21 protein-coding genes are annotated in these 26,345 nt (G+C 51.2%); 11 read left to right on the top strand and 10 right to left on the bottom strand.

The window, feature by feature from the left end:
- Positions 1 to 314: 314 nt before the first annotated feature.
- On the bottom strand, positions 315 to 2,390 hold the full coding sequence (locus PN498_RS24135) for a caspase family protein (protein ID WP_272065991.1): 2,076 nt from the start codon (positions 2,388 to 2,390) through the stop codon (positions 315 to 317).
- 204 nt (positions 2,391 to 2,594) lie between these two features.
- Between PN498_RS24135 and PN498_RS24130 the strand changes: the two genes are divergently transcribed.
- Positions 2,595 to 3,017 carry a hypothetical protein gene (locus PN498_RS24130; protein ID WP_272065990.1) on the top strand — a complete coding sequence of 141 codons (423 nt, stop codon included), beginning with the start codon at positions 2,595 to 2,597 and terminating at the stop codon, positions 3,015 to 3,017.
- Positions 3,018 to 3,302: 285 nt separating this feature from the next.
- Positions 3,303 to 3,482: a 50S ribosomal protein L32 gene (gene rpmF / locus PN498_RS24125; RefSeq protein WP_272066078.1), complete on the top strand. Its 180-nt coding sequence runs from the start codon at positions 3,303 to 3,305 to the stop codon at positions 3,480 to 3,482.
- A gap of 143 nt (positions 3,483 to 3,625) precedes the next feature.
- Here rpmF and PN498_RS24120 read toward each other — a convergent pair whose 3' ends face one another.
- Together PN498_RS24120 and PN498_RS24115 are read right to left on the bottom strand one after the other, a co-directional pair.
- Complete coding sequence (locus tag PN498_RS24120) at positions 3,626 to 5,272, bottom strand: Ppx/GppA phosphatase family protein (protein WP_272065988.1); 1,647 nt, start codon at positions 5,270 to 5,272, stop codon at positions 3,626 to 3,628.
- Positions 5,273 to 5,356: 84 nt separating this feature from the next.
- On the bottom strand, positions 5,357 to 6,733 hold the full coding sequence (locus tag PN498_RS24115) for an aminopeptidase P family protein (protein WP_272065987.1): 1,377 nt from the start codon (positions 6,731 to 6,733) through the stop codon (positions 5,357 to 5,359).
- Positions 6,734 to 7,272: 539 nt separating this feature from the next.
- On the opposite strand from PN498_RS24115, the gene PN498_RS24110 reads away from it, so the two are divergent.
- The 3 genes from PN498_RS24110 to hpsE all read left to right on the top strand — a co-directional run bounded on the left by PN498_RS24110 (position 7,273) and on the right by hpsE (position 10,342).
- Positions 7,273 to 7,461 carry a hypothetical protein gene (locus PN498_RS24110; protein ID WP_272065985.1) on the top strand — a complete coding sequence of 63 codons (189 nt, stop codon included), beginning with the start codon at positions 7,273 to 7,275 and terminating at the stop codon, positions 7,459 to 7,461.
- Positions 7,462 to 7,543: 82 nt separating this feature from the next.
- Complete coding sequence (locus PN498_RS24105) at positions 7,544 to 8,797, top strand: molybdopterin molybdotransferase MoeA (protein WP_272065984.1); 1,254 nt, start codon at positions 7,544 to 7,546, stop codon at positions 8,795 to 8,797.
- A gap of 579 nt (positions 8,798 to 9,376) precedes the next feature.
- Positions 9,377 to 10,342: a hormogonium polysaccharide biosynthesis glycosyltransferase HpsE gene (gene hpsE / locus PN498_RS24100; protein WP_272065983.1), complete on the top strand. Its 966-nt coding sequence runs from the start codon at positions 9,377 to 9,379 to the stop codon at positions 10,340 to 10,342.
- A 97-nt stretch (positions 10,343 to 10,439) separates the two neighbouring features.
- Here hpsE and PN498_RS24095 read toward each other — a convergent pair whose 3' ends face one another.
- Both PN498_RS24095 and PN498_RS24090 read right to left on the bottom strand, forming a co-directional pair.
- Positions 10,440 to 11,720 (bottom strand): dihydroorotase, encoded by a 1,281-nt coding sequence (locus PN498_RS24095; RefSeq protein ID WP_272065982.1) that lies wholly within the window; start codon positions 11,718 to 11,720, stop codon positions 10,440 to 10,442.
- Positions 11,721 to 11,726: 6 nt separating this feature from the next.
- A complete protein-coding gene (locus tag PN498_RS24090) occupies positions 11,727 to 13,082 on the bottom strand; it encodes a histidine phosphatase family protein (protein WP_272065981.1) in 1,356 nt (451 codons plus the stop codon).
- A 372-nt stretch (positions 13,083 to 13,454) separates the two neighbouring features.
- Between PN498_RS24090 and PN498_RS24085 the strand changes: the two genes are divergently transcribed.
- From PN498_RS24085 to PN498_RS24070, 4 genes are all read left to right on the top strand, one after another.
- On the top strand, positions 13,455 to 15,092 hold the full coding sequence (locus PN498_RS24085; protein WP_272065980.1) for an alpha-D-glucose phosphate-specific phosphoglucomutase: 1,638 nt from the start codon (positions 13,455 to 13,457) through the stop codon (positions 15,090 to 15,092).
- Positions 15,093 to 15,332: 240 nt separating this feature from the next.
- Positions 15,333 to 15,971, top strand: coding sequence for a histidine phosphatase family protein (locus tag PN498_RS24080; RefSeq protein ID WP_272065979.1), 639 nt, complete (start codon positions 15,333 to 15,335; stop codon positions 15,969 to 15,971).
- Positions 15,972 to 16,143: 172 nt separating this feature from the next.
- Entirely contained in the window at positions 16,144 to 17,358 is a 1,215-nt protein-coding gene (locus PN498_RS24075) for an acetate/propionate family kinase (protein WP_272065978.1), read from the top strand.
- A 202-nt stretch (positions 17,359 to 17,560) separates the two neighbouring features.
- The gene (locus PN498_RS24070) at positions 17,561 to 18,094 is read left to right on the top strand and encodes a hypothetical protein (RefSeq protein ID WP_272065977.1); all 534 of its coding nucleotides are present in this window, start codon (positions 17,561 to 17,563) and stop codon (positions 18,092 to 18,094) included.
- Between the two features lie 120 nt (positions 18,095 to 18,214).
- Here the strand turns inward: PN498_RS24070 and PN498_RS24065 are convergent, their stop codons facing one another.
- The 3 genes from PN498_RS24065 to rplI all read right to left on the bottom strand — a co-directional run bounded on the left by PN498_RS24065 (position 18,215) and on the right by rplI (position 22,894).
- Entirely contained in the window at positions 18,215 to 21,295 is a 3,081-nt protein-coding gene (locus PN498_RS24065; RefSeq protein WP_272065976.1) for a UPF0182 family protein, read from the bottom strand.
- Positions 21,296 to 21,454: 159 nt separating this feature from the next.
- Entirely contained in the window at positions 21,455 to 22,144 is a 690-nt protein-coding gene (locus PN498_RS24060; RefSeq protein WP_272065975.1) for a DUF4079 domain-containing protein, read from the bottom strand.
- 291 nt (positions 22,145 to 22,435) lie between these two features.
- Entirely contained in the window at positions 22,436 to 22,894 is a 459-nt protein-coding gene (rplI, locus tag PN498_RS24055) for a 50S ribosomal protein L9 (protein ID WP_272065974.1), read from the bottom strand.
- A gap of 121 nt (positions 22,895 to 23,015) precedes the next feature.
- On the opposite strand from rplI, the gene PN498_RS24050 reads away from it, so the two are divergent.
- Positions 23,016 to 23,237: a lipopolysaccharide assembly protein LapA domain-containing protein gene (locus PN498_RS24050; protein ID WP_272065973.1), complete on the top strand. Its 222-nt coding sequence runs from the start codon at positions 23,016 to 23,018 to the stop codon at positions 23,235 to 23,237.
- Between the two features lie 23 nt (positions 23,238 to 23,260).
- Here PN498_RS24050 and PN498_RS24045 read toward each other — a convergent pair whose 3' ends face one another.
- Positions 23,261 to 23,476: a DUF2839 domain-containing protein gene (locus PN498_RS24045; RefSeq protein WP_272065972.1), complete on the bottom strand. Its 216-nt coding sequence runs from the start codon at positions 23,474 to 23,476 to the stop codon at positions 23,261 to 23,263.
- Positions 23,477 to 23,674: 198 nt separating this feature from the next.
- The gene (locus PN498_RS24040) at positions 23,675 to 25,228 is read right to left on the bottom strand and encodes a helicase C-terminal domain-containing protein (protein WP_272065971.1); all 1,554 of its coding nucleotides are present in this window, start codon (positions 25,226 to 25,228) and stop codon (positions 23,675 to 23,677) included.
- Between the two features lie 220 nt (positions 25,229 to 25,448).
- Here PN498_RS24040 and PN498_RS24035 point away from each other — a divergent pair, with 220 nt between their 5' ends.
- Positions 25,449 to 26,282, top strand: coding sequence for an SPFH domain-containing protein (locus PN498_RS24035; RefSeq protein WP_272065970.1), 834 nt, complete (start codon positions 25,449 to 25,451; stop codon positions 26,280 to 26,282).
- Positions 26,283 to 26,345 lie beyond the last annotated feature (63 nt).

Genomic DNA, 26,345 nt, shown 5'->3' with positions numbered 1-26,345 from the left:
TCCTTCGTAATTTGACAGTTTATGCCCCAGCGAGGTCATATCATCCGGTCGGTCTCCAGTTCAGAGAAACCTTTCCTAAAAAACTCGTACCAAGGTTTCTATAAACCAACTGTTCTCGCCACAGCGGTTCAGTTCAGGACAAACGAGAACGCGAAGTTCATAGTGCAGAAGAGATTGATTCTGCCTACTGTTCGTAGTCTGCTGCCAACTGCGATGGAGACCGCCTCTAACGAAAAAATGGTATCTCGAAAGGGGACACAGAACCATGCCCTCTCAGAACACGCTTTAGCTCCCTAAGACTCGTGCCTAATTGACTATAGTTGCTCCTGCCAGCGCTGAATTTCCTGTTGAGCTTCCGCATAGGCAGCCTGATTGTCGGGCACTAACCTAGCCGCCGCGATCGCGCCGCCTAAATCACCCTGGGCGGCTCTTGCCCGGGCGATCGCCAAAATATCTTCACTCCACTGATTGATTCGAGCTTGAGCGGTTTCATAGCCCGGCTGATCAGGCGTAATTTGCTCAAGGGTCCGAACGGCGTCATTAAAGGAACTCGCTTGTCCGGGCTGTAGAGAATTCTGAGCCTGTTGAATCAAATCCTGGTTTGCAATCTGTTGTTCCCAAGTCCCAATCCGCTGTTGAGCCAAATCAGCAATGGCAGGCTGGTCATCCGGTACTAATCGGGCCGCCGCGATTGCTCCATTGATATTGCCACTGGCCGCGCGACCTTCAGCTAAATCTAGAATCACCTGACTCCAACGAGCAATGTCAGCCTGAGCCTGTTCGTAATAGGGATCCTCAGGCGGCACTTGGCGAGCTTGCTCAATGGCATCGTTGAACATGGACGCAGAAGCCGGCTGAATAATCTGACGGGCGCTTTCCAAAACGCTTTGGTTGCGAACAGCGGCCTCAGCCACTTCACTATTAGCCTGCTGAAGCAGTGACTGGTAGGTGCTGTCTTGCAATTCAGGCGGCACCTGAGTCAGCCAAGCCCGAGCTTCACCATAGCGGCTCGTCGCGATCGCTTCCTCAGCTCTCTGCAAGGCCGTCTCTCCAGCCTCGATGGGATCAATTTCGGCGGGAAAGAGCGATTCGCCAGTTGGGGGCACTTCCTCACCTTCGGGAGAAGTTTCTCCAGCGTCTGCGGCTGCTTCAGAGTCGTTGGCAACTGAGTCGCCGGCAGCCGTCACCGTAGGCCTGTCTGCATCAGCCGCGCGATCGCCTCTGAAGAGGGCAGGCTGATAGCGGAAAAATACCCCAACCAAGAAGGCGATCGCTGCGGCCAAGGCACCCCATTTCCATAACCCACCTAGCGCCGCAATATCTTCCGATTCGTCTTCTGGATTGTCTCTTTCTTTAAGAACAATGGCGCCCTGTTTTGGCTCATTGGCTGCGGCTACAGAAGGCTTTCTGGAAGCGGTAGAAGGATCCACACGGACCTCACCTTGCTCGACTGCTAGGTCATGGGTGTCAAAGGAGGTCTTTGTGCCCGATGGAGCGACCGCTGCGGCTGGCTGATTCGTCAACGAGGGGTTCCAACTCGATGGCGGCACTGCTGCCACTTCTGGACTATCGGAAAACTCCGTAGTCGGCGTGCTGACATCACTGCTCAAGTTCACAGCTGCACCTTCAGTGACCGACAAGTTGGCAAGGCCGTCAGACGGCACCACCATCATGAATTTCTGAGCAGCTGGAATGGTAATAGCGGGATGCTGGGGCGGGCGGCAGTGATGGGTACATAGTTCAGGGACGCGATCGCTCAAATAAGACCCTAGCTGAGATGTCGTAATACAGCCGTGGTAACGCAGTCCCTCTAACAAAGCCTTAGTAAATAAGCCATGCCGAACGTACATCGTCTCATGGGAAAATTCGTCCGGCTGACAAGACAACAAGGTAGTGATGTTGAAATCATTGGCCAAAGTTAGGGTCTGAGCCCCCATATCCCGATGCCCGATCGCCCCCTGACTCCGATTCATGTCCATCGCTAGGAGAATTTGATCGGTCTTTGCCTGATTCAAAATATTGAAGATACTGGTTAGAGAAATCGCAGTCTCTGACGGCTTCATCGGATCAGAGTCCACGGTCATCCAATAATCCTGACCGCCTTCAGTTAAACCACAGCCGCTGAAAAAGACCCACAGCAGATCTCCCGGCTGCACCTTGTCTCGACAAAGCGTTTGGAGCTGGCTTTCAATCTCTTTACGTAAGGGCGCGTAGGCATGAGGTTCAATAGAAGCAGACAGGTCGGTTACTAAAGTGCAATTGTTAACTGGGATGCCTAGCTCATCAACGAAGAAGTTTCGCAAAGCGACTGCATCCGTTTGCGCGTACATCAGAGGTTGTAGCGCTTTATATTGATTGATCCCGATGAGGAGAGCCCACTGATTTGCCATTTTGCCCTTCGCCTTTACTCATACAATCGTCAATCTTTTTCCCACCGATGAGGTAACAGTCGTCAACTGCACACCAGGTGTGAACACAGACGATAGCACAGACCTTTGAAAACGATGCTAATTCTAGCGATCAGGCAGTCTTTTGACACTTTGAACTGCCAACTTTAGACAAAAAGACATGTACGATTCACGGTAAATCAGACTATGAAACTCGGCCCTGCTATCCCTATAAGTCCCCCAGAACTCTTTTGGCGTTTGTTATCGAGTGGCTTCGGTTTGGCGATCGCATTGTGCAGCATCGGCGCCTTCTCAGTTATTGACTTGGCCCATCCCCAAGCGGCCCACGCTTATACGTCGCGGTCCACCCTGTTAGTTCCTCGGAATCCGGGTGAGCGTTATGACACTTTTTTGCGGCAGAGTGAAGCGATCGCTCAGGCGCAGATTCAGCTCAGCTTTATCACGGATCCGCTGATCTCAGAGGTCATTGTTACTGTCGCTGGCGACAACCAGGGAATCGCGATTCCTACTATGGAAATACAAGTCACTCGGGCTGAATGGCAAGAACGCCCCGATCCTCGATATTGGGCCCGGTACTATAGCAACGCCTCCGTCCTACTCGATCTTTAGAAAATTGGGTCAACACCACTTCAGTAGAAAATATAGCCCTGTGCAGCTTGGTTAAGTACATCTCAGTGACTCAGGGGAGTAAGGAATAGGGACAGGGAATGGGGTGTACTTAACTCAAAGGCACACCGCTATATTTTGTCTCCTACGCCTCTACTGCCGCATTCTCTACACTTCTAATTTTTTCGATGGCGCACGCCAAGACAATCCGCCTGATTCCAAAAATTAAAGCTGTACTCCCAGTTAGAGAATGCTATGCTTACAAGGTTGTCAAATTTTCTAGCGGTCATGGCGGTTCCTAAGAAGAAAACTTCAAAAGCCAAGCGTGATCAGCGCAAAGCGCATTGGAAGCGCACAGCAGCGCTGCAAGCTCAAAAAGCACTCTCCCAGGGCAAGTCTGTTCTCACCGGACGCTCCAAAGGCTTCGTCTATCCCACTGATGATGAAGAGGACGACGACGAAGAGTAGAGCGCAATGGTCTGTTTTAGGCGAAGCAACGTGTTTTGCCTAAAGCGCTTTTTGCTTGCAGCAATGTCAGAACGAGGCATTGCTTATGTTTAGTGGAGCCTATGCTCTCATGGGGCTGCTTCCAGTCAAGATATAGAGCAGGATTACACTAAATGGGCTACTAGCTTCACGCTATACAGGTCCTCGAACCAAAGCTTTTTATCCTCTAAATTCCATAGCTCAGAAGCGCAATCATCGAAGGGATGAGACGGTCTGATATCCAGATGAAGCGTTTTGTTGGTGCCATCGTAGTAATACTGCACATCCTTAATGGCCCCAATACCACGACGGTCTAGAGCTACAGCAACCCGCAACATGGCGCTCAGTTCGATCACAACTTGCCGATGATACTTAGTCGTCAGCCCTCGGAAATTGTCGTGCTTCTTCTTCGGGAGACTCTTCCGATGGTAACGGGCGATATTAGCAATGACTTCGATTTCGGCTTCAGTGTAGCCCAGCAGCTCGCCATTTCGGATCAAATAGTAGGAATGTTTGTGGTGGCTGGAGTGGCTGATGTAATGACCTGAATTGTGGAGTATGGCGGCTGCCCATAGCAGTTCTCGTTCAGGATTGTCCCAGTTGTGCAGATGGCCTTTGCTAGCGTCAAAAAGAGCTAGCACAAAATCTGCGACGCGATCGCCCGCCTCTAAGGGCACATGATATTTTTCTGCTGTCGCCCTAACGCTGCGCTCTCGCACCGATCCCTGAAACTGCATTCGGTCTTCAATGAGACCATGGGTCAGCATCCAATCAACGACAACGCCTTCCCGCAGAGCACGTTCGCAAATAACTAAATCGTCCGCACCGAGCAGCTTCATCGTTTCTTGAAGAATGATGGCTCCGGCGACAATGATTTCTGCCCGTCGCTCAGAAATCTCAGGCAGGTCTAGCCGCTCCGATAGCGTCATTTTGCGTAGCCTTTCTACCCAAGTCTGAAGCTCCTCCAGACTCATGCGAAATCCGTTTAATGGATCGGGCACAACCCCCAGACGCTCATAGGCAACCAGCGAGGCCAAACACTCAGCTGTTCCAGAAGTGCCAACTAGTTGAAGAGTTTCCCCTGGCTTGAGATGCCGCTTTAGGTCCTCAACGGTTGGCTCCATGCGTCCCCGTACGTAGGCAGAAAGATAGGTAAACTCCTCATCGCTAATCGGATCGGACGAAACGTATCCTGCCGTCAGTCGCACTGCACCCACTTTGGTGCTGCTCAGAAAACGATGAACTTCTCCCGTTCCCAGCAGCAATTCTGTTGATCCCCCCCCAATATCAACGACAGCATGGGGACGTCCGTGAAATTCCATACCGGAAAGGACGCCCAGATAGATTCGTCGGGCTTCTTCGGTTCCCGAAATGAGGTTCACACCCAGCCCAACTTCGAGTTTCACTCGTTCTAAAAAAGCTGGACCGTTCTTTGCCTCACGAACGGCACTAGTGGCAACGGCGACGATATCTTCTGCGCGAAAACTCTCTGCGATCGCCCGACACCGTTTCAGCGCATCAATTCCCCGTTCCATGGCATCTTGTGAAAGGTTGCCGTCTTCAGCAAAATCCCCCAAGCGGACGGTCTCCTTTTCCTTATCGATAATAGTGAAAGCCGGAATCGAAGCCTTTACCTTTACGACCACCATATGAATGGAATTTGTACCAACATCGATCGCAGCTAAGATGCGATCGCGATTGAGGTCGGAATCTTGAAACTGATACGGGTAAGGCACTGTAGCTCGCTGAATAGGAGAGATAATCGCAAACATAGCCGTAATCAAAATATTGTTTCATATACTACAAGTGAGATCGACAAGATCCAACCACTTGTAGCCAAATTCTCTATTGTCTCTTCACATAACCTTCTGTGATTTCACGGCTGTCTCAATAGTGTCTACATCACTAGATAACTCTCCAGTTAGAATTTCACAACCCTCTGCGGTAATAAAAATATCGTCTTCAATACGAACACCGCGAACATCTTGAAATTGGGCTAGACGGTCCCAATCCACGCAGTCGCTGTAAGCTTCACGCCGCACAGCATCTTGTAAAATCCCGGGCACTTGGTAAAATCCTGGCTCGATGGTGACCGCCATGCCTGCTTGCAGGGGACGATCTAATCTGAGAAAAGCTAGGCCGAAGCGATCGCTCCGACTGCGTCCAGATGCATATCCAGCCAGATCACCTAAATCCTCCATGTCGTGAACATCCAGCCCCAACAAATGTCCAACGCCATGGGGAAAGAACAGGGCATGGGCATCCTGCTCTACAAGGCCATCTGGGTCTCCCTTGAGAATGCCTAACTCTGCCAAGCCCGTCGCCAGTGTTCGGCAGGCAAGGAAATGTAATTCCCGATATTCCACCCCAGGGCGAGCCGCTGCAATGCAAGCGTCGTGAGCCGCTAACACGACCTCATAAATGTCTCGTTGAGTAGACGAAAACTGACCTGTCACAGGCCACGTTCGGGTGATGTCTGACGCCCAACCTGATGCAGCCTCTGCACCCACATCCGCCAGCACCAAATCCCCCGGTTGTAGAACATGGTCGTAGCGCTCGTTGTGCAGCACCTCGCCCTGTATCGTCACAATGCTGTTATAGGCACAGGTCATGCCGGTTGCCACAATGACAGACTCCATCACGGCTCGTACAGCAGCCTCAGTTTGTCCCACTGCCGTCGCTGCCATACCCGCCCGATGTGCCCATGTCGAAACTGCCGCTGCCTTGCGGATCTCTGTGATCGCCTCGGCATCGTGGGTGAGCCGCACGGCCACGATCGCTTCTGCTAAGGCTTTATCTTGGGCCGGTTGTACGGTTGTCCTCAGAGTCATTTGCTCAGCGACGGTTATGCCATCCTGCACAGGAATGGTGGCCACATTTTGAGCGGCCTTGGGTAGCTCACTCATTGGCAGAGCAGCCTCCGCTCCAATGATGTTGGCAACCTCTACACACGTCGGCATTGGTCCATGCCAAAGAGCATCCTCTACCGTACTATCGTCCATGAACAGGGTTAAGCGTTTCCCGTCAAGCCGAATGACGGCATTTGTCAGCGACATGCCGGCAAAATAGAGAAAATGACTGTTTGCTCGAAAAGGATAGGTATTGGCTGGAAAATTGCGTGCCCTTGGTCGACCCGACCACAGCATAACTGGAAAATTAATCCGTTCAGCCAGCCGTTCCCGGCGTGATCGCAACGTTTCAGCAAGGGTTGGAGAAGGGGCGATCGCAGTCATGATTGGAGGCCAAAAAAGAAAAACAGTCAGACGAAAGTAGAAAGTCGTTCCCTTGCTGGTATCAGACTAGAGAACGTTATACCCTTCGCGTTTTTCCATAATCCCACTTTCTAAACGGTCCTTTCAGGTCAGGCCAATCGTTTATCCGAAAATTCATGCTTTCGAGATTTATGCCGTTGAATCCGGATTCAACCCGGCTTTGCTCCTCGCGTAAGTCCTATCCCGCTTCCAATTCTCATCCATCGATGACATCACAGTTGTGTAGCTTTAATCCTCTAATCCATTACGGCAGAAATAGGTTCGCCATTCAGAATGTGAGGAAAGTTCATCTGCCTTAGTTTTGAGTTTTGAGTTCTGAATTTTGAATTTCGAATTTCGCGTAGCGGTACTCGGCTCTATGCACTCAAAAGCGCCCGAGTGCCGAATGCATTGCTGATAGCTCGCCATTTTGTCTCAGCGAAACTGGTAACGGCTATAGTACAAAAGGACTATATCGAATGCTAAAATTGTCTCTAAAGGGTCTAAAGCCGAGGTTGATCATGCCTTCATTGCTTCTGCGTCCGGGGATAACAGTGCGTCTCAAGCAACAGCCCTCTCACGTACCCGATTTCTTGGTAACGGTCTGCAAAAGCGATCGCGTTTGGCTACGTCAACCGGGTTGGCCTAGCCATATCCAGCTCTGTGTGAAAGTGACACAGCTCGCAATTCCCGTCGTAAACGTCTCCTAAACCACAGTCAGTGTGTGCTAGCACTCTCCGCTTTAGGGGAAACCGCTGCTACGATGACGAATGGGAAATTGGATGGGTAGTTATGATTCCTGCTGACACTGCCGAAGCTCAGATTTTGGATCTGGTTGTGCCACTCGACTCTCGTCGTGATTGTGAGACGGTCTCTCTGCTGCAAGCCACGGGCCGGATTCTATCCGAGTCGGTTATTAGCCCTTTGGATTTCCCGCATTGGGATAACTCAGCTATGGATGGCTATGCCGTTCGCTACGAAGATGTCAGCACTGCGTCCGAAACTACTCCCGTCGAGCTGACCGTCGTTGAAGACATTCCAGCCGGAAAACCACCGCAAAAAACCGTAGAGCCGGGTCAAGCTGCCCGTATTTTGACCGGGGCGATGGTGCCCACTGGGGCCAACACTATCGTGATTCAGGAAAACACCCAGCGGGAAGGCGATCGCATTCAAATCCTCTCGCCGCCGGGGCTTAAAGCCTTTATTCGTGAGAGGGGTACATTTGTCAAAGAGGGCGATCGTCTATTGTCTGTTGGTAACGAAGTGACTCCCCCAGAAGTCGCTGTTCTGGCTGCCGCTCAACGCTCAGAGGTGCAGGTCTATCGACGTCCACGAGTGGCGATCCTATCGACAGGCAATGAATTGGTGACGCCCAATGAGCCTTTACAGCCGGGACAGATTGTGGATTCCAACCAATATGCTCTGGCTTCATTAGTCCAGCAAATGGGGGCAATACCACTCTGTCAAGGTATTGTGTCTGATGATCCCACGCAGCTGAAGCAGGCTATCAAAACAGCTGTCGAAGAAGCTGATATGGTGTTGTCTTCCGGTGGCGTTTCTGTCGGGGATTACGACTATGTTGATACCATTCTTCAAGAACTGGGGGCCGCAATCCACATCCAGTCTGTTGCTGTCAAGCCAGGTAAGCCCTTGACCGTTGCCACTTTTCCCAAGCGAGTGCCCCCGCTGCTCTACTTTGGATTACCAGGCAATCCGGTTTCGGCCCTGGTAAGTTTTTGGCGGTTTGTCGCCCCGGCTCTGCGTAAGCTGTCAGGTCGAGTTGACAACTGGTCTGCCACGTTTTTGACGGCGCGATCGCATCAAGTCCTCAAAGCGGGGGGAAAGCGCGAGACTTACCTTTGGGGACAACTCCACACAACGCCATCAGGACTGGAATTTAGCCTCGCTCAGGGAAGCCACAGCTCTGGCAACTTGATTAACATTACAGGCACCCAAGGACTTGCCGTGGTCCCTATTGGCGTTACCGAAATTGAAGCAGGCTCACAAGTACGTGTTTTATGGATCAATCAAGCTTTGCAGAACTAAGAAGATTTCTGACAATTAAAGATACCTGGATGTGGTGCATTACACTGCGCTAATGACGCCCTGCCAGCGATACGTTCTTTCCTGAGATCCCCGAACTCCGAATAAACGCTAGAATGCTGCACTTTTTCTAAAAGAAGATATCAATTTTTGAGTGTAACCACTAAACCCAATAACGTACTGTTTTTGGATAATTTACACAGAAAACGAATAGGAATTGTTTCTCGTTAACTTTGACTAAAACAATTGCGTTCAGTCTTAACGTAATGTCATCGTGAACCCTTAAACTAAACACCGCTATCTTGTTGAAAAGTTGACTATTTTGGTTGAGTAGTCAACTTTTATGCATTCGTTTTATAGCCGCTGCTAGTTTCGTTGGGTCAAGACGGTGAATCGTCTGGCGATGTGTTTAGCCCCGAATACTGTTGGATGCCGTGGCCTAGAGGGCTAAAGCTATAGCGGTCCTATTTGGATTTTAATCAGGTTTTCCTAGGCAAACCTGATTCAGAAAGCCTTCTCACGCCTAGAGTTATCTGGGACGGCCATATAACCATTGAAAAGTTTTGCATAAGGACCAGCTGTATGACTTTGGCAAATGAGCAGCTCGACTTCACTGTTGCCATTCCGACCTACAACGGTGGCGATCGCATCACCCAGGTGCTTGATTCTTTGAAGTGGCAACTAATTCCCAAAGACCTTCGTTGGGAAATCATTGTTGTAGATAACAATAGTACCGACAATACAGTTGAGGTCATCAAGGACTATCAGAAAGACTGGCCTATTTTGAAATATGCTCTCGAAACTGAACAAGGAGCTGCTTATGCTCGTCGAAAGGCCGTTCGTCTGGCTAAAAGTCCCCTCATTGGGTTTTTAGATGACGATACCATTCCCGCCATGACTTGGGTGAACGAAGCCCATCGTTTTTTGAAAAATCATCCGCAAGCAGGCGTTATTGGTAGTCGCATTCGAGGTCGTTTTGACGGTGCAACTCCAGCCAGTTTTGAGCGAATTGCACCTTTTTTAGCCTTAACTGATCGAGGTGATTCCCCCCGGATTTATGCACCTGAAAAGAAGGTGCTTCCACCTGGCGCTGGCATGGTTGTTCGACGAGAGGCTTGGTCAAGCCATCTGTCTAAAAAACTCGTACTCGGTGGCAGAACTCAAAAGAGTATGCTAACTGGGGAAGACTTGGAAGCTGTCCTTCACATCCAACAAGCAGGCTGGGAGATTTGGTACAACCCCGCAATGTGTTTGGAACACCAAATCCCGGCTCATCGTCTGACACGGCCCTATCTCATTAGCTTGATGCGCGGCATTGGCCTGAGTCGTCATCGCACAAGAATGCTCAGCGTTAGTCCACTCAAGCGTCCTCAAATGGTGATTTTATATGCCTTGAATGACATTCGTAAAATTATTTGGAGCGTTTTGAAGCACGGTAAACAAGCCTGGACCGATACCGTAACTGCCAGCGAAATCACCCTTTATATTTACAGCATTGTCAGCCCGTTTTTTTTCTTAAGCAAAACGTTTAAAAAGCCTCAACAGTAGACTTTGCAATTGCGATCATTTCCTTCGCAATCAAAGATTTATACTCGTCTTGTCTTAACGGAACTGGCGACGGCTTTACTAAAGCACATTTACAGAATCAATACGAGTGTTGGGTCCAAACTTGAGTGACTTTGCCTTGCAGGTGTTGGTGTAGGAAAGGGGTGTTTTGGGCGGGCGATCGCACTGTTTCTCGTTCGATTGTCCATTCAGCTTGGGGATTAAATAGAAGGGCTTCGACCGGATTGCCGACAGCGATTTTGCCAGCGTTTTGTCTGAGGCAGCTAGCGGGGTGGGTGGTGAGAGGTGCCAAAAGTTCTGTGGCGGTCCATTCACCGGAGGCGACAAACCTCTGCCACAGAGTAGGGAATGCCAAAGCTAAGCCGATCGCACCAGGAGGAGCATCCTCGAAAGCAACAGTTTTCTCTTCGTAGGTGTAGGGACTGTGATCAACCGCGATCGCCTCAACCACACCGGCTTTGATACCCGCAATCAGCGCGGCCTGGTCTTCAGGATTGCCTAAGGGGGGCGAGAGGCGGAGGTTGGGATCGTAGCTTAGAGTGTCCGAAGTGGACAACATTAAATGCATCCACGTCGTGCTGGCGGTGATAGGTAGCTTTTCCGCTTTGGTCCGCTCTATTAATTGAACGCTGCGGGCAGTGGACAAGCGCATCAAGTGAACAGGAGTCCCAATTTCTTGCACCAGTTCCACAATTAAAGCTAGTGCGGCGGTCTCGGCAGCAACAGGAATTCCGGCAAGGCCTCCCATCAGCGCTAGAGAACCGTCGCGGGCAATGCCGTTGCCAACTAAAGCGAGATCGCAGGGCCAAAGCGCAACGGGTTGATTTAGTGGTTTCGCATATTCCAACAGCCGACGCAGCAAGACCGGATGACTAATCGGCTGTCCGTTGGCAAAGCCGGCTAGGGGAATATTGGATGCTGCCAGTTCTGCTAGCTCCGTCATCTGCTCGCCTTTTGTCCCTTGCGTCAACGCCGCCCAAGGCAGCAATTGGGGACGTGGCGTGACGGACTGTTGAGCCAGAGTCACGAAATGGTGAATGGCTCCCGGCGTATCCAGCGGGGGCAGAGTGGTGGGTAGGATACCGACGCGAGTAAAGCCGCCTGCGATCGCCCCCGCCATCAAATCTGCTAGCGATTCCCGCGACTCGTTGCCCGGCTCGCTGCTGTTGCTATAGAGATCAATGAGTCCTGGCGCGAGGAGTTTACCCGTGCCATCAATAACTTGGGTCTCTTCGGGTGGATCGGCAAGGGTAGGGGCGATCGCCTGAAATTTGCCGTCCACCATCAGCACATCCGCAATCTGGTCAATCTGTAAACCAGGATCAACGATGCGGACTTGTCGCAGTAGGGTGCTTGTCATCTTTGCCTACAGTGCGCCGGCAGCAGTTTTGTCAAAAATACTGCCGGATAAATGGATGGTGATGTTGGCGGCGGTCAACACTGGACGGCTTTCGACCCCATCGGGATAGTCGATAACGCTGACGGCTCCGTTGCCTTGCTTGAAATTCCAGAAGGATTCTGGTCCTAGTCCGACAATGTGACACAGGATAGCCTTGTTCACGGCATCGTGGGCGGAGACCAGAACAGTGATGGGTGCTCCAGTGCCACTGTATTGAGCAACAATGGCGTTCCAAGCAGCGATCGCCCGCTCCCAAACCTGAGCCAAATTTTCACCTCCCGCTCCTGGCATCTGAACCGTTTTGGGTGTGTCTTGCCACTGTTTCAACATGCCAGGATAGCCGGACTCGATCTCATGCTCATACAGTCCCTCCCATTCACCGTGACCAATTTCCTTCAGGCCATCGGTCGTCTCTAGTACAACATTGGGATGATGCTGCAAGATGATTTCCGCTGTTTCTTTGGGACGAGAAAGGGAACTGGAGACGGCAGCATCAATCGTCACGTCTTTCAAGAATTCAGCAGCCTGTCCTCCCTGCCGCTTGCCGTTGTCGTTGAGGGGAATGTCAATCTGTCCCTGAAAGCGCTTTTGCCGATTCCACTCAGTTTCGCCATGTCGGACCAGTAGCATCCGAGGACCCTTGTAGCGCGATCGCATTTCAGGTAATGGTTCACCCATGTGGGTGGTCAGATTCATCGATTCAACCTGCACACCTGCGCCCAGTTCCCCAGTGAAATTCAACACGCTGATGGCACAGTTGGCCTGTCCTAGCTGTTCGTGAATTGCCACCCCTCGGCCCAGGGCGGTGGCAATGAGGGCTCGGTTGATGGCGCTGTGGCCGACGACCAGCAGCGTTTGACCGACATGTTTAGGGAGGGTCGTTTGCCAGAATTGAGTAGCGCGATCGTAGAGCGATCGCACCGGATAAAACTCAGTGCCATCCTCTAACGTCATCTTGCAGTTTGAGGGATCATTGCGCCAAAGAACGTGCATCTCAGGATATTTGGCCTTCACCTGATCAAAAGAAAGACCTTCCCACAGGGGCAGGTCAATTTCTTTGATCATATCGATGGCTTCTGGGAGAGGGGTGTCTGGGATTTCTGTGCGAAGCACCTCAACGATTGTCTCTGCCGTCTTATAGGCTCGTTTGAGGGGGCTGGCGTAGATATGATCAAAGGGAATTCCCGTCAGTGTTTGTCCGACCTGCTTTGCCTGTTCAATGCCAAAATCTGTGAGTACGGAGAGGTCAAGCTGCCCCTGAATCAACTTTTTGAGGTTGTACGTACTCTGACCGTGTCTCACCAAAATGACGCGCGTTTTCAACGTTTTGCCCTCTTCCCGCTAAAGCCAGTCCGATTCTACCCTGTGGCGAATGGCAGACGGTAGCCAGCACCCCAGACGGGGTGGACTTAACGAGGTCTTAGGGTTGGTCGCCCATACTGGCTGGTGAAGTGTGTCCGGTTGGCCGTGTGTCTTGATAGGGTAAAGCTTGCGGATAAGATAAGGCACTTCAGTAAGCTTGATTGGGAGGCGTGAGCGATCGCCCTTCCATGCCAGTCTTTCAATAGATTGCGCTGATCACAGCCCTATTCCATAATGCAATTGCCAACGGAGGCTATCTTTGAGTTCAGGCATTGGCAACAGGCTGTGACTTAGCCCCTGACCACCACCTACAGCTGCGATACGGGAGATTGTATGACAACAGTGCAAACGGTTAGCACACAACCCTATTCTGACCAGAAGCCAGGGACGTCTGGCTTGCGTAAAAAGGTTCCTACCTTCCAGCAACCCAACTATCTACAGAACTTTGTTCAGTCTATTTTTGACAGTCTTGAAGGGATTCAGAACCAGACGCTCGTGTTAGGTGGCGATGGTCGTTATTACAACCGAGAGGCTATTCAGATTATCCTGAAAATGGCGGCAGCCAATGGTTTTGGAAAAGTACTGGTGGGACAGGGCGGTATTCTTTCCACACCAGCCGCTTCCTGTGTCATTCGCAAAAATGATGCTTTCGGGGGCATTATTCTGTCTGCTAGTCACAACCCTGGCGGTCCCGATGAGGACTTTGGGGTGAAGTACAACATTGGCAATGGTGGACCCGCACCGGAAAAAGTGACCAGCGCCATTTACGATCGCAGCAAAACCATTGACGAATATAAGATCATCGATGCCTCAGACATCAATCTTGACCGCATCGGTACCACTCAGCTCGGCAACATGACCGTCGAGGTGATTGACTGCGTGGCTGATTATGCTGCTCAGATGGAAACCCTGTTTGATTTTGGGCAAATTCAGCAGCTTGTGAGCAATGGTTCTTTCCGCATGTGCATGGATTCTCTGCATGCCGTTACAGGTCCCTACGCCAAGGCTATCTTTGAGCGTCGCCTCAATGCGCCTGGGGGCACCGTGCAAAATGGTGAACCGCTAGAAGATTTCGGTGGTGGTCATCCTGACCCTAACTTGGTCTATGCCAAAACCCTGGTGGACGTCATGTTTCAAGAGGGTGCTCCCGATTTTGGAGCGGCTTCTGATGGGGATGGCGATCGCAACATGATCTTGGGCGACAATTTCTTCGTTACCCCTAGCGACAGTCTGGCTGTTCTAGCCGCAAATGCCACGTTGGTGCCTGGCTATCGCGACGGCTTGGCTGGAATTGCTCGTTCCATGCCCACAAGTCAAGCTCCGGATCGAGTGGCTGAAAAGCTGGGGGTTGAGTGCTATGAAACGCCGACTGGCTGGAAATTCTTCGGCAATCTGCTCGATGCTGGCAAAGCGACCCTGTGTGGAGAGGAAAGCTTCGGCACTGGTTCTAATCACATTCGTGAAAAAGACGGTCTTTGGGCAGTGCTCTTTTGGCTCAATATCCTAGCAGTTAAAAAACAATCTGTTGAAGAAATTGTTAAAGAGCACTGGGCTACTTACGGGCGCAACTTCTATTCTCGCCATGACTATGAGGCGGTCGACAAAGCACCCGCCACCACGCTGATGGAAAATCTGCGCTCCGCTGTTGGCAGCCTCAAAGGGAAGACCTTTGGTGGCTATGAGGTTGCTTACGCCGACGATTTCACTTACACCGATCCCGTAGATGGCAGTGTTGCCTCGAAGCAAGGCATTCGCATCGGCTTCACCGATGGATCTCGAATTGTCTATCGCCTCTCTGGGACGGGCACTCAAGGGGCTACCCTACGACTGTATGTGGAGCGGTACGAGGCGGACACCAGCAAGCATGATCAAGATACGCAAGCCGCTCTAGCCGATTTGATTCGCATTGCCGATGAAATCGCCCAGATCAAAGAGCTGACTGGACGCGACGCTCCTACCGTAATCACCTAGATACAGAATCTAGAGACAGAACACGATATAACTCCTGGTGACGACGCGATACATTGCGTCGCCACGCACCTGTTTGCTATGACCGTCGCCTGTTTCGTCAGGACAAGACGGCAAGCCCTCTCTGGCGATGCGCTCAGCACTCGGATGCTATTGGGTGCACTAACCTAGAGAGCTAAAGCTATCCATTCTGATTCCTGACTTCTGACTCCTATATCCCTTTGTCCTCTATCGAGAATTTTCATGGGCCTTTGTGTTTACATGGTTCGACATGGTGAGACCGAAGCCAGCAAAACCGGAGGATATTGCGGTTCGATTGACCCCGAACTGACGCCGGAGGGACACGAGATGGCTCAAGCTTTTGCTAAGCACTATCAGTCTTTACCTTGGCAGGCCATTTATATCAGTCCGATGAAACGCACGATCGCAACCGCTAAACCTCTCTGTGATGCCATCGGCATGGAGATGCAAATCCGGGACGGTCTGCGAGAGATCCACTATGGCGAATGGGAAGGTAAAACGCCCACCGATGTCAGAGCCGCTCACGAAGAAGACTACATTCACTGGTTGACAGAACCGGCTTGGAATCCGCCTACGGGTGGTGAATCCTCGGTCGAGATTGCTAGCCGTGCCTCCCTCGTCATGGCTGAAATTGAAGACAAGCATACGTCTGGAAATGTCCTTGTGGTTTCTCACAAAGCCACGATTCGCATCATCCTCTGTAGCCTACTGGGGATTGACTTAGGCCGCTATCGCGATCGCATCGACATGCCCGTTGCCTCCGTCAGCCTGGTTCGGTTCGATATTCACGGTCCTATGTTGGTCAAGCATGGCGATCGCTCTCATTTGCCTGCCGAATTAAATGCCCGACCAGGCACCTAGTACGGCTACGCGGAATTCAAAATACCCTCCGGGAAGGGCAAAGCCCTACAAAACTAACGCAGATAGGCTTTCTCAGTGGTTTGAATGGTGAACCTATTTCTGCCGCAGTGCACTAAAGCCGAAATACCGGAGACAAGCAGATAGGTGGAGACGTGAATACTAAGAGGGTGATATGAAAATTCTCGTTCTGAATGCCGGTTCGAGTAGTCATAAGGCTGCCCTGTTCGATTTTTCGGTAGGGCAGGAGCCGCTTTGGCGATCGCAGCTTGACTGGACCCATCGCGCTGGCGCAGTTGAATTAGAGGCCGAGGCAGCCGATGGCCGGGAACACCAAGCGACTCTAGAAACCCAAGACAAGACCGAAGGTATTCGCTGGATGCTGGACACGCTCGTGGATAGTCCAGTGCAGATTTTGCAGGACCTCAGCGAGATTCAGGCGATCGGGCATCGGGTCGTGCATGGTGGCCGGGACTATCAGCAAAGTACTCAGATCACCCCTGCCGTTAAGGAAGCTATCAAACAGCTTTTTCCCCTAGCTCCGTCCCATAATCCAGCAAACCTACAAGGGATTGAGGCGATGGAAGCGATCTTGCCATTAGTCTCTCAAGTGGCGGTCTTCGACACAGCGTTTCATTCCCAGATGCCTGCCGCTGCCAGCACCTATCCCGGTCCCTATGACTGGGTTAAGCAGGGCATTCAGCGTTATGGTTTCCACGGTATTAGTCATCGCTACGTGGCTCAGCGAGCTGCTGAACTGATGCACCGAGACCTAGCAGATCTAAAAATCATCACCTGCCATTTGGGCAACGGATGCTCTTTAGCCGCAGTTCGCAATGGCGTTAGCGCTGATACGACAATGGGATTTACGCCTCTGGACGGCTTGATGATGGGTAGCCGCTCGGGATCTGTCGATCCGGGCATCGTGATCTACTTGGCTCGTCACGACCATCTCAGCGCGGACGAATTAGATACGCTGCTGAACAAAGCCTCTGGACTCAAAGGTATCTCCGGTGTCTCTAACGATATGCGACAAGTGCGAGAAGCCGCAGACAGTGGCAGCGATCGCGCTCAACTCGCCTACGACATGTTCATCCATAGCCTGCGTCGTAACATCGGCGCGATGCTCGGTAACTTAGGTGGGCTGGATGCCCTTGTCTTCACCGCAGGTATCGGTGAGAACAGTCCTGACATCTGGCAGGCTACCTGTCAGAACTGGGACTTTTTAGAACTGTCTCTGAACGAGGAGACGCTCCACCGGAGTAAAACCGACCAAGACATCGCCACCCTAGAATCGCAGGTGCGTGTTTTTGTCATCCACACCCATGAGGAATGGGCGATCGCTCAAGACTGCCTCAAAATCCTGGGTGAAGACAGTTCTCACCACTAGCTAGCTGTCCCCAACATCCAAGATCGAGCTGTTTGCTGTGCGCGTAGGGGGCAATGTCCCCCAAAAGCCCAATCCCTACCCCTCAGTTTTCTCAGGAAGCGATTAACCTTCGCTTATTTTCGGGTCAGCACCTTCTCAGAACCTCAGAGCACTATAGAACTCAAGATGAATCAGTCAACTAAGGCTGAAAGGAGTTCTAACCATGAAACGCTTTGCACTTGCTTTGACCGCTTTGACGATTTCTGCTTCCGCGATCGCAATTGCTCCTACCGCTAATGCAGCGGTTGACTTTGACGAACTGCGCCGCGAAAACCTTGATAAGGATGCTGTGGATTTTGACGAGTTGCGTCGCGAGAACCTCGACAAAGATGCCGTGTACGAAATTCAAGTTAAGGGCATTGACTTTGACGAACTGCGCCGCGAAAACCTCGACAAGGATGCTGTCGATTTTGATGAACTGCGCCGGGAGAACTTAGACAAAGATGTAGTCTACGAGGTCCTAGCTAAAGGCGTTGATTTCGACGAGTTGCGTCGCGAAAACCTTGACAAGGATGCGGTGGACTTTGACGAGCTGCGCCGGGAGAACCTCGATAAAGATGCCGTGTACGAGGTTCTAGCTAAAGGTGTTGATTTCGACGAGTTGCGCCGTGAAAACCTTGACAAGGATGCTGTGGATTTTGACGAGTTGCGCCGCGAGAATTTGGACAAAGACGCCATCTACAGCGAAGTTGCCTAGTCTTACACAGCCCACTGCAATTTGCACAGGGGCATACAGTGTGTGCCCCTGCATCGTGTGGGTCGATCAATTGTGTTTTGTCTTAACCCTAGTGGTCTGTCATTTAGGATAGCAAGACTGTTATCCAGGGTTGTCTTCAGCAGCAGCAGGGGTTTCGCCTTCAGGGTTTTCGATGAGGTTAGGGAGCAGGTCATCTAGAGACTGTACGTCTGCTTCCAAATCCCGAATCACTGGCGGAGCAGTTTCGCGTTCACCTTGGAAGATGGCGGAAAGCGCATCAGCCAAAGTTTCTGCCATAACGATGCGGTTGCGATAAACAAGAATCACGCGGGCTAGGATGGGCAGGCTGTTCTGTTCGGCTTCTAGGTAGAGCGGTTCGACATAGAGGAGCGATCGCTCAATGGGAATCACCAGCAAATTGCCCTGAATCGCTCTGGATCCTTGGGTATTCCAGAGGGAAATCCGCTGGGAGATAGCGGGGTCTTGATTAATCCGAGCCTCAATTTGTTCGGGACCAAAGACAAGCACCTGTTTGGGAAAGCGATAGAGCAGCATTTGTCCATAGCGATCGCCATCCGAACTAGCCGCTAGCCAAGCAACCAGATTGTTTCGCTGAGCGGGTGTGAAAGGACGTAACTGAATGAACTCCTCTCGATCCTGGTTGGGCAGACGCATGATGAGGTAATAAGGCTGTACCTCTTGAGCCTCGTTGGCATAAATCTCATTAGGTGCACGCCACTGGTCTTCCCGGTTGTAGAACACCTGAGGATCTGTCATGTGGTAAGTCATCAACTGATTGGACTGTACCTGAAAGAAGTCTTTGGGGTAGCGGATGTGCTCTAGCAACGCTGCGGGCATTTCTGAAATGGGATGAAACATGCCGGGCAGCAAGCGATCCCAGGTTTGAATGATGGGATCTTGCACATCAGTCATATAGAACCGAACTGCGCCGTTGTAGGCATCAATCACGACTTTGACTGAGTTGCGGATGTAGTTGAAGTCGTTGCTAAGGGGATCCGAGTAGGGATAGCGATCGCTCGTCGTGTAGGCATCAATGACCCAATAGAGATAATTGGCATCTGCACTGGGTGGAATGGTTTCCCTGAAGGCAACGTTCGTTCCCCAACTGCGTGTATCCTCCTCAATATCAGCAATGACTAAGTAGGGATCAGAATCGAATCGCAAGAAGGGAGCAATGCTCTGAACCCGATCGGTAATGCGGCGGCGAAACAGAAGCCGAGTATTTTCATTAAAATCCTCAGTGAATAGCATCTTCCAATCTTTGAGATGCCAAGCGAACAGGAGTCGCTGAAAAGGATTAGCGATCGCCACGCCGCTACTGCCGTCATAGGTGTTGTAGGCGTTGTCATCACCACTGGGAAAATCCAGTTCGCGTACGTCTGTGTCCACCATGACGTACGTGTTTGTTAATTCGCCAAAATAGATGCGGGGTTTATCAATGGGAATGCTGCGGCGGACAGCCTCGTCGCTAGGTGTATGGTCGATATCTTTAACGAAGTAGGACGGCAGCCCGTCTTCATTAGCCGTGTTGACCGGACTCATGGTGAACCCATAACCGTGGGTGTAGACGAGATGTTCGTTGACCCACGTCTTAGCGACCTCAGGAACTCGTTCGAAGTTGAGTTCCCGCGCTGAAATGAGGACCTGTCGTAATGATGTCTCGCCAGAATCTTGAATGAGGGGATAGCGATCAACATCAGCGTCCGAGAACTCGTAATAAAGCCGAATTTGTTGGAGCTGACGGTTGCTTTGCAGCAAAGGTCGAGTATCCCACAAGCGCACATTATCTAAAGTGGTGCGGTTGCTTTGCAGGTCATCAATCGTCAAGTCACCCTCAGGATCAAAGGGCTGTACATTGATGTCATAGAGGTCAAAAGCTTGTCGCGTGAGGGCGATCGCCCGCTCAATATAGGGCCGCTCTCGCTGCAATTCATTGGGTTGCACGACAACTTGCTGCACTAGTCGGGGTACGATTAATCCCCCGGCGATTGCCAACAAGATATAAATCCCTAAACCCCAAATCAGAGGACGAGCTGACAGTGGCCGATAGGACAGCGGTGGTAGGCCTGCGTGTTTGCGCTGCCCGACTTTGCCCATCCAGACAAACACATCTCTGACGCCAACAGACCAATATAAGGTACGCCACAGCATGGCGATTCCCAGCAGCAAAGCCATAACACTGAGAACGGTGTAGACGGGTAGGCCCACGTTGACATCCGTGTAACTAGCGCCATACACCACTCCCTGCGGCGAGTAGAGAATCTCGTAGCGGCCCAACCAGTGATTTAAGCTGGTTGCCAGCAACAGCACACCGCTCAAGCCATATAGATGTCGCTGCTGTTTTGGAGAGAAGCCAGGAAAACGACCATTGCTTAAGCTATTGCCTGATAAGAGGTATAGCAGCGTGACACTGGCCAGAGCAAAAAAGATCAGGCTAATGAACCAAAACTCTAGAACTTCTAAAAAGGGCAGTCGAAACAGGTAGTAGCTAATGTCTCGCTCAAAGAGTGGATCTGTCGAACCAAAGGTAACGGGATTAATTGCCGTCAGAACTTTTGTCCACTGCTCGGACAGGACTACCCCGAGAGCAACCCCTGTGAAGACTGCTGCGATCGCCGTACACAATCGCGGTAGAAAGATAAAGGCGATCGCGACGAACAGCAGCGCGACGAGTTGGAGCGGATACGCTACCAGCTGTACGAAGACCGCCTGAATCGCATCTGGTTTTGCCCACAACGGCAGCGGCGGTGCTGGGTTATAGACGGACGATGTCAGTGACCAATAGCTGCTAACCACCCGCCCCAAATACAGCATTTGAATGCCGATGACTAAAGCGAGGCCATTACTCAACGCCAGCAGCAAAAACAGTCCGATACCAGGTGAACGCGATCTCTGATCAGACGCAGACAGTGCCGTTGGAGAGATGGGAGGAGGGGGAAACCGCGTCGTCAGCCTTAGGTTGACCCACAGAAACAGAATGCTCAACCCCCCCGCTATGAGGCCGAGCAGAACCTGAGTCACTAACCTAAGTTGAAAAACGCTGCTATAGCCGACGTCTCGAAACCACAGCCCCTCAGCCCAAAAGTAGGTGATTCCCCAAAACAGTAGAAAGCCGAGTGCGATCGCAATGAGCCAGATCCACCCAGACCAATGTTGGAGTCGTTTTTCTAACATGCCCATATTCTATATAGCTTTAGCCATCTAGGCGTGTGCACCCAATAGCGTCTAGGCGGCTGAGCGCATCGCCAAACGGCTCGCCGTCTGCTCCTAACCGGAACTAGTGACGGCTATAGAAGGCATTTGGGACAGTCAGGAGGTTCCCTAGGAATGCAGTTCTCTCTACTCGCAAGTTTTGTTAACAAAGTCGCACTGATAAACAACCGGTTCTTGCCAAGAGAGGGGAATTTCGAGCAGGTCACGGGCCCCTGTGATCCCCATGCCGACAAACAACAGCAGTGCGATCGTATTCAGGGCAATGTGGCTGCGTCGCCATGCTTTGGACTTGTAGATTTCGGGGAGAACAGCGACGGAAATCACCATCAGAACGGCGGCGACAATTCCATAGTAGTAGTGAGATATAAACCATTCGTTGGTTCGCCGAAAGATGCCGTCCTGGCAACCCAAAATAATGATTCCCATGCTGGACAAGGTCGCAAATGCCGCTCGCCAAGCAGGAAGTTTAGCTTGATAAAGAAATATCAGCGTGGTGATTGTAAAAACATACATGGCACCGATAAAAATAATTTGGAAGGGATTCTCGGCCCACACGTTGTTTCCAACTAAGGTTTTGAGAATAGGATGGGCCATTCCCAACAGCGATATACCCACCACAGAGGCAGCAAGCAAGCGGCCAATTTTGACGTGTTCTTGACCGACAACAGGCGCGATTTTGGTCTTTTCTTTGTTGGCTGCTGCCAAACGACGCTGACGAGTTTGCAGGGCAAAGTAAGTCGCAATACCTATCAACGGAAACACATAAAAAACCGCGATCGCCGGATGCACAAGCCGCAAGATATCTGTTGTGTTCATAGCTTCAAGTTTCGCAATAATAAAAGCCAGTCCTTAACCGAGATTGTAGGGACTACATCTCCAAAAAGACATACTTTTTAGTTGGAAAAATTGTAGGAATCTTGCATGAGAGGTTTCTGAGTGAAACCTGATAGAAACAGACTTTGAGTCTTGGATTTTATAGCTTTAGCCATCTGGACCAACGTTCTTAGAAGCTGTCTGTAGCTAACACAACAAAATAGGCTAGGCCGAAGACTCTATCAGAGGCGACCTAACCTATTCATTAATGCCGGACGTTGAAGCGACTTGACTCTAGTCAGCCGCAACTCGAATGTTGATCACAGCGGTCACTTCAGCATGGAGCTTAATGGTGACGCGATACTCGCCGAGCTTATTGATGTCAGGGACGGAGATGTCGCGACGGTCAACTTCTTTTTGAGTCGCTTCTTGGATGGCATCTGCCACATCACCAGAAGTTACAGTTCCAAAAATAGCGTCATCTTCACCTACAGGCTTCTTGATGACAAACATGCCAATTGTTTCTAGGGCTGTTTTCATCGATTCGGCGTCCTGTCTGATCTGCTCAAGACGCTGACGAATCTCTTCACGGCGACGCTCCACCTGCTTGAGGACACCGGGTGTGGTTCGAACAGCCAATCCCCTTGGGAACAAGTAGTTGCGGGCATAGCCAGGAGCAACTTCTACCAAGTCTCCAGCAATGCCTAGCTTGCGAATATCTTCTTGTAAAACAACCTGAACTCTCTTAGCCATGCTTTTCCTTCAAACGTCCGGTCTATTACCATACCTAATGGAAGTCATGAAAGGCAAGAACCAACCAGAGCGTTCTTTCACAAATGGCAGAGTGATGACTGACGAACGAGGCAGCTAAACTATGCAAAGATTTTTTCTAGTGCTGATTCCAGCGGTTTGGGTTGTCGCGATCGCGATCGTCGCTGTGCAAAATGCAACGCCCGTCGCGATCCGATTCATAGCCTTTCAATCGGTAGAACTGCCGTTTGGCCTCGTACTCAGCTTTTGTGCTGCGGGCGGCATGCTCTTGACGGCCCTCTTGATGCTGTTTCTAGAGGGACGGAAACCGTCAAAACAACGATGACTACAGGTTTTGGAGGTGCCACTTCAACCGGACACGTCCCACCAACCAAAACCAGGACCGATAAAGCGAACAGTCACCCAAAGCGAAATCATGGCGAAGATGCCAATCCAAGCTCCACGAGTTGTCCACTTTACAAAGTCCTCACTCTGACGCTTCGTAATTGGGACCCACGGCAAGATCTTATCTTCTTTGCCGTAGTCGGCTCCTAGTTTTTCCTTGCGGCGTTTTGCTTCTCCCATAACAATTCCCTGGAGATGTGACAACTGGACTCAGGGTTGGACTCAACCGCGAAGTCGTAAGCCGATCATATCGTGGGTTCCTGAGCACGCCGTAACCCGCGATAGAAAGCTTTGAACAGAGGAGTACTGATCAAGGCAAAAGGATAAATCAATCCAGCAGTAAATTCTGTCCTGGAGATCGCCTTACAGCGATCGCGCCTAGAAGCGCTGCCGATTTTGAGATAAGGAAGATGGATCGGCAATCCACAGGTGCTGTCGCTGATGAAACCGCACGGCAGGATCGAGGACTTCCAGTATCTGACGGCCATAGCTACGGTGATTGACTCGATTATCTAGGATAGCGACTGTTCCCTGATTGGCCCGCACAGGCGCGATCGCCCGTTGTAAGGCTGTTAGCGCTGTCGGCAAGAGGTATAGGCGAAACCAATCTTGTCGCGATCGCTTATAGTAAGCCACGCGACCCGCCACTAACGGATCCTCCAAGGAGGGTAGCGGTAGCGTTGCCATCACCAACAGTGTTGGCATAGGAAGTTGGGTTTGGTACTCCTGCCAGAACTGCCAGCCTGTAACCAGCACCGCATTTTCGGTCAAATCCGTAGTCTCGACCTGGACTCGGGAGCCAAACTGCGACGCGAGTACTGTCGCCACTTGCTGCTTCAACGGCGTATCGTCTACTAGGACCACCGTTAAGCCAACTCTGCTAGTCCCGGCAACTACAAGATAGGCGAGTTCATCCAGGAGAACTGGCTGAAACTCTGCGGTGTTGGGAAAGGGAATGCGATCAGGCAGATAGAGCTGAATTTCCTCTGTTTGGCGATCGGGATTAAACTTCAGGCAAGTCATGTCGCCGAGTCCCAATCGCTGTCGGTAATGGATGGCCTCTGTTGTGGTGTCTAAAGCGCCACCCATCAGAACCAGAGGCTGCTGCTGCCAGCATGCTTCAATAAACGGAGCCACGTCAATCGGAGCACAGTTTAACGTCCACTGCCCTGTGGCTCGGTTAAGCCTTACCCACTGTAGAGATTCGGGAAGATTGACCTGAGCCCAGAACTGTTTCCAAGGGGTTGGCATTGAAGCCTGATCCACATCCCCGTCTAGTAGTACCTGACGAATTGCCAAAAGAGCCTGACGTTCTGTGTCTTCGACCAGATGGCACTGATAGGGATTCGGCGGATGCTGAAAGATGCTGTGGGTCAGGCGAACCCGTGTATCTCGGACCAGAGCCTGATGTTGAGGGTAAGCCTGCATGAGGCTTTGCCAGGCATCTGCATCGAGGGTGACAGTCAGGCAGTCTCGAATCCACTGTTCGAGACTGTCTGCGCCATCAATAAAGACAGGAATGCCTGCGGGAAAACGGTTCTGCTGATTAAGGCGATCGCGTAACCAAGCCTCAGGACGAGTCAGGAATAAGCCCTGAAATGTTTCACCTGGCCATTCTTCGCCCCAGTGAACAGGCTTTTGGCTAGGCATCCATTCCTGTAAACGAGGAATATCTCCTAACAGGACAGTCTGTTGCAGCGTCTCAGGCAAAATGAGAATTGCCGGCTCAGGCCACATCAGCAAAGACATGAGATAGCTGAGACGATAATGCCCCTGATAAAACGCCGATGTTCCTGTCTGCATCAGAGAACTACGGCCCAACCGCAGGGCACGAGCAGCAAGACGTGCCATCGTTAGATGGTGGGGCCAGTCGGTATTGCCATGATGTCGCAGAAAAGCCCGCAACTGTTCATGAACCATCGCTTCCAGCACTTACTTGCTCCTCAAACGTAATGACCTCCATTGTGACATAGCAATTCCAGCCTTCCCAGATTTGGGGTGCGGTAGGGGAGCAGAAGATCCCGCCGTTCGTCTATTCCCCTAAGTTCTCCTTGCTTGCGTAAAATGACTTTCGATTGGAATTTCCAGTCCGATTATCGATAAAGGCATTAGACTTACGGTAAACTCGTGCACCCGCAGGAGCGTGCGCTTAATGAATGCATCAGTTTTTGTAATTTTGGCGCTGATTATCATCGGTTACACGGTGGGTTCAGTGCGGATCGTAAATCAGGGTAATCAAGCTTTGGTTGAGCGGCTCGGGCGCTATCATCGAAAGCTACGACCAGGGATGAATTTCATCGTTCCCTTCTTGGACACCATCGTCTGGGAAGAAAGTATGCGGGAACGGCTTTTGGATGTGCCCAAACAGCCCGTGATCACTAATGACAACGTCCCTCTAGATGCGGATGCTGTCGTGTACTGGAAAATCCTGGACCTGGAACGGACTTACTACGAGGTTGAGGATATTCAAGCGGCCATTCGGGAGTTGGTTACAACAACTTTGCGATCGGAAATCGGTAAAATGCCGTTTGAAAAAACGTTTGCTTCTCGGGATGAAGTCAACCAAGCCCTGCTGGATCAGTTAGACGAAGCAACAGAACCGTGGGGCGTCAAGGTTACCCGTGTAGAAGTTCAAAGCATTGTTCCCCCTAAAGAACTGCTGGAATCGATGCAGCAGCAGCAGGCAGCGGAAATTAAGCGACGTGCCACTGTGACTGAAGCCGAAGGAGATCAGCAAGCGTCCGTTAAACGTGCTCAAGGGACCGTGCAGTCTATTCAACTGTTGGCTGAGGCGCTGAAGGAACGATCCGATGCGCGAGAAATTTTGAACTTCCTGATTGCTCAGCGATACGTGGAAGCCAATCAAAAGCTGGGTGAAAGTCAGAATTCCAAAGTGCTGTTCATGGATCCTAAGTTCCTCTCTGAAGGCATTATTGACTTAATGAATAGTCCAACGACGCCTGAGAACGGCGAAGGCAAATCCTGACGAAGTGTTGAGTCTATATCTAAACGCTCTGGCAATTTCTGACTGCTGAAGTTGAAAGCATCT

Origin of the sequence: Oscillatoria sp. CS-180, assembly GCF_028330965.1 — a bacterium.
Taxonomy (GTDB): Bacteria; Cyanobacteriota; Cyanobacteriia; order Phormidesmidales; family Phormidesmidaceae; genus Halomicronema.
This window is presented reverse-complemented; position numbering and strand designations above follow the sequence as displayed.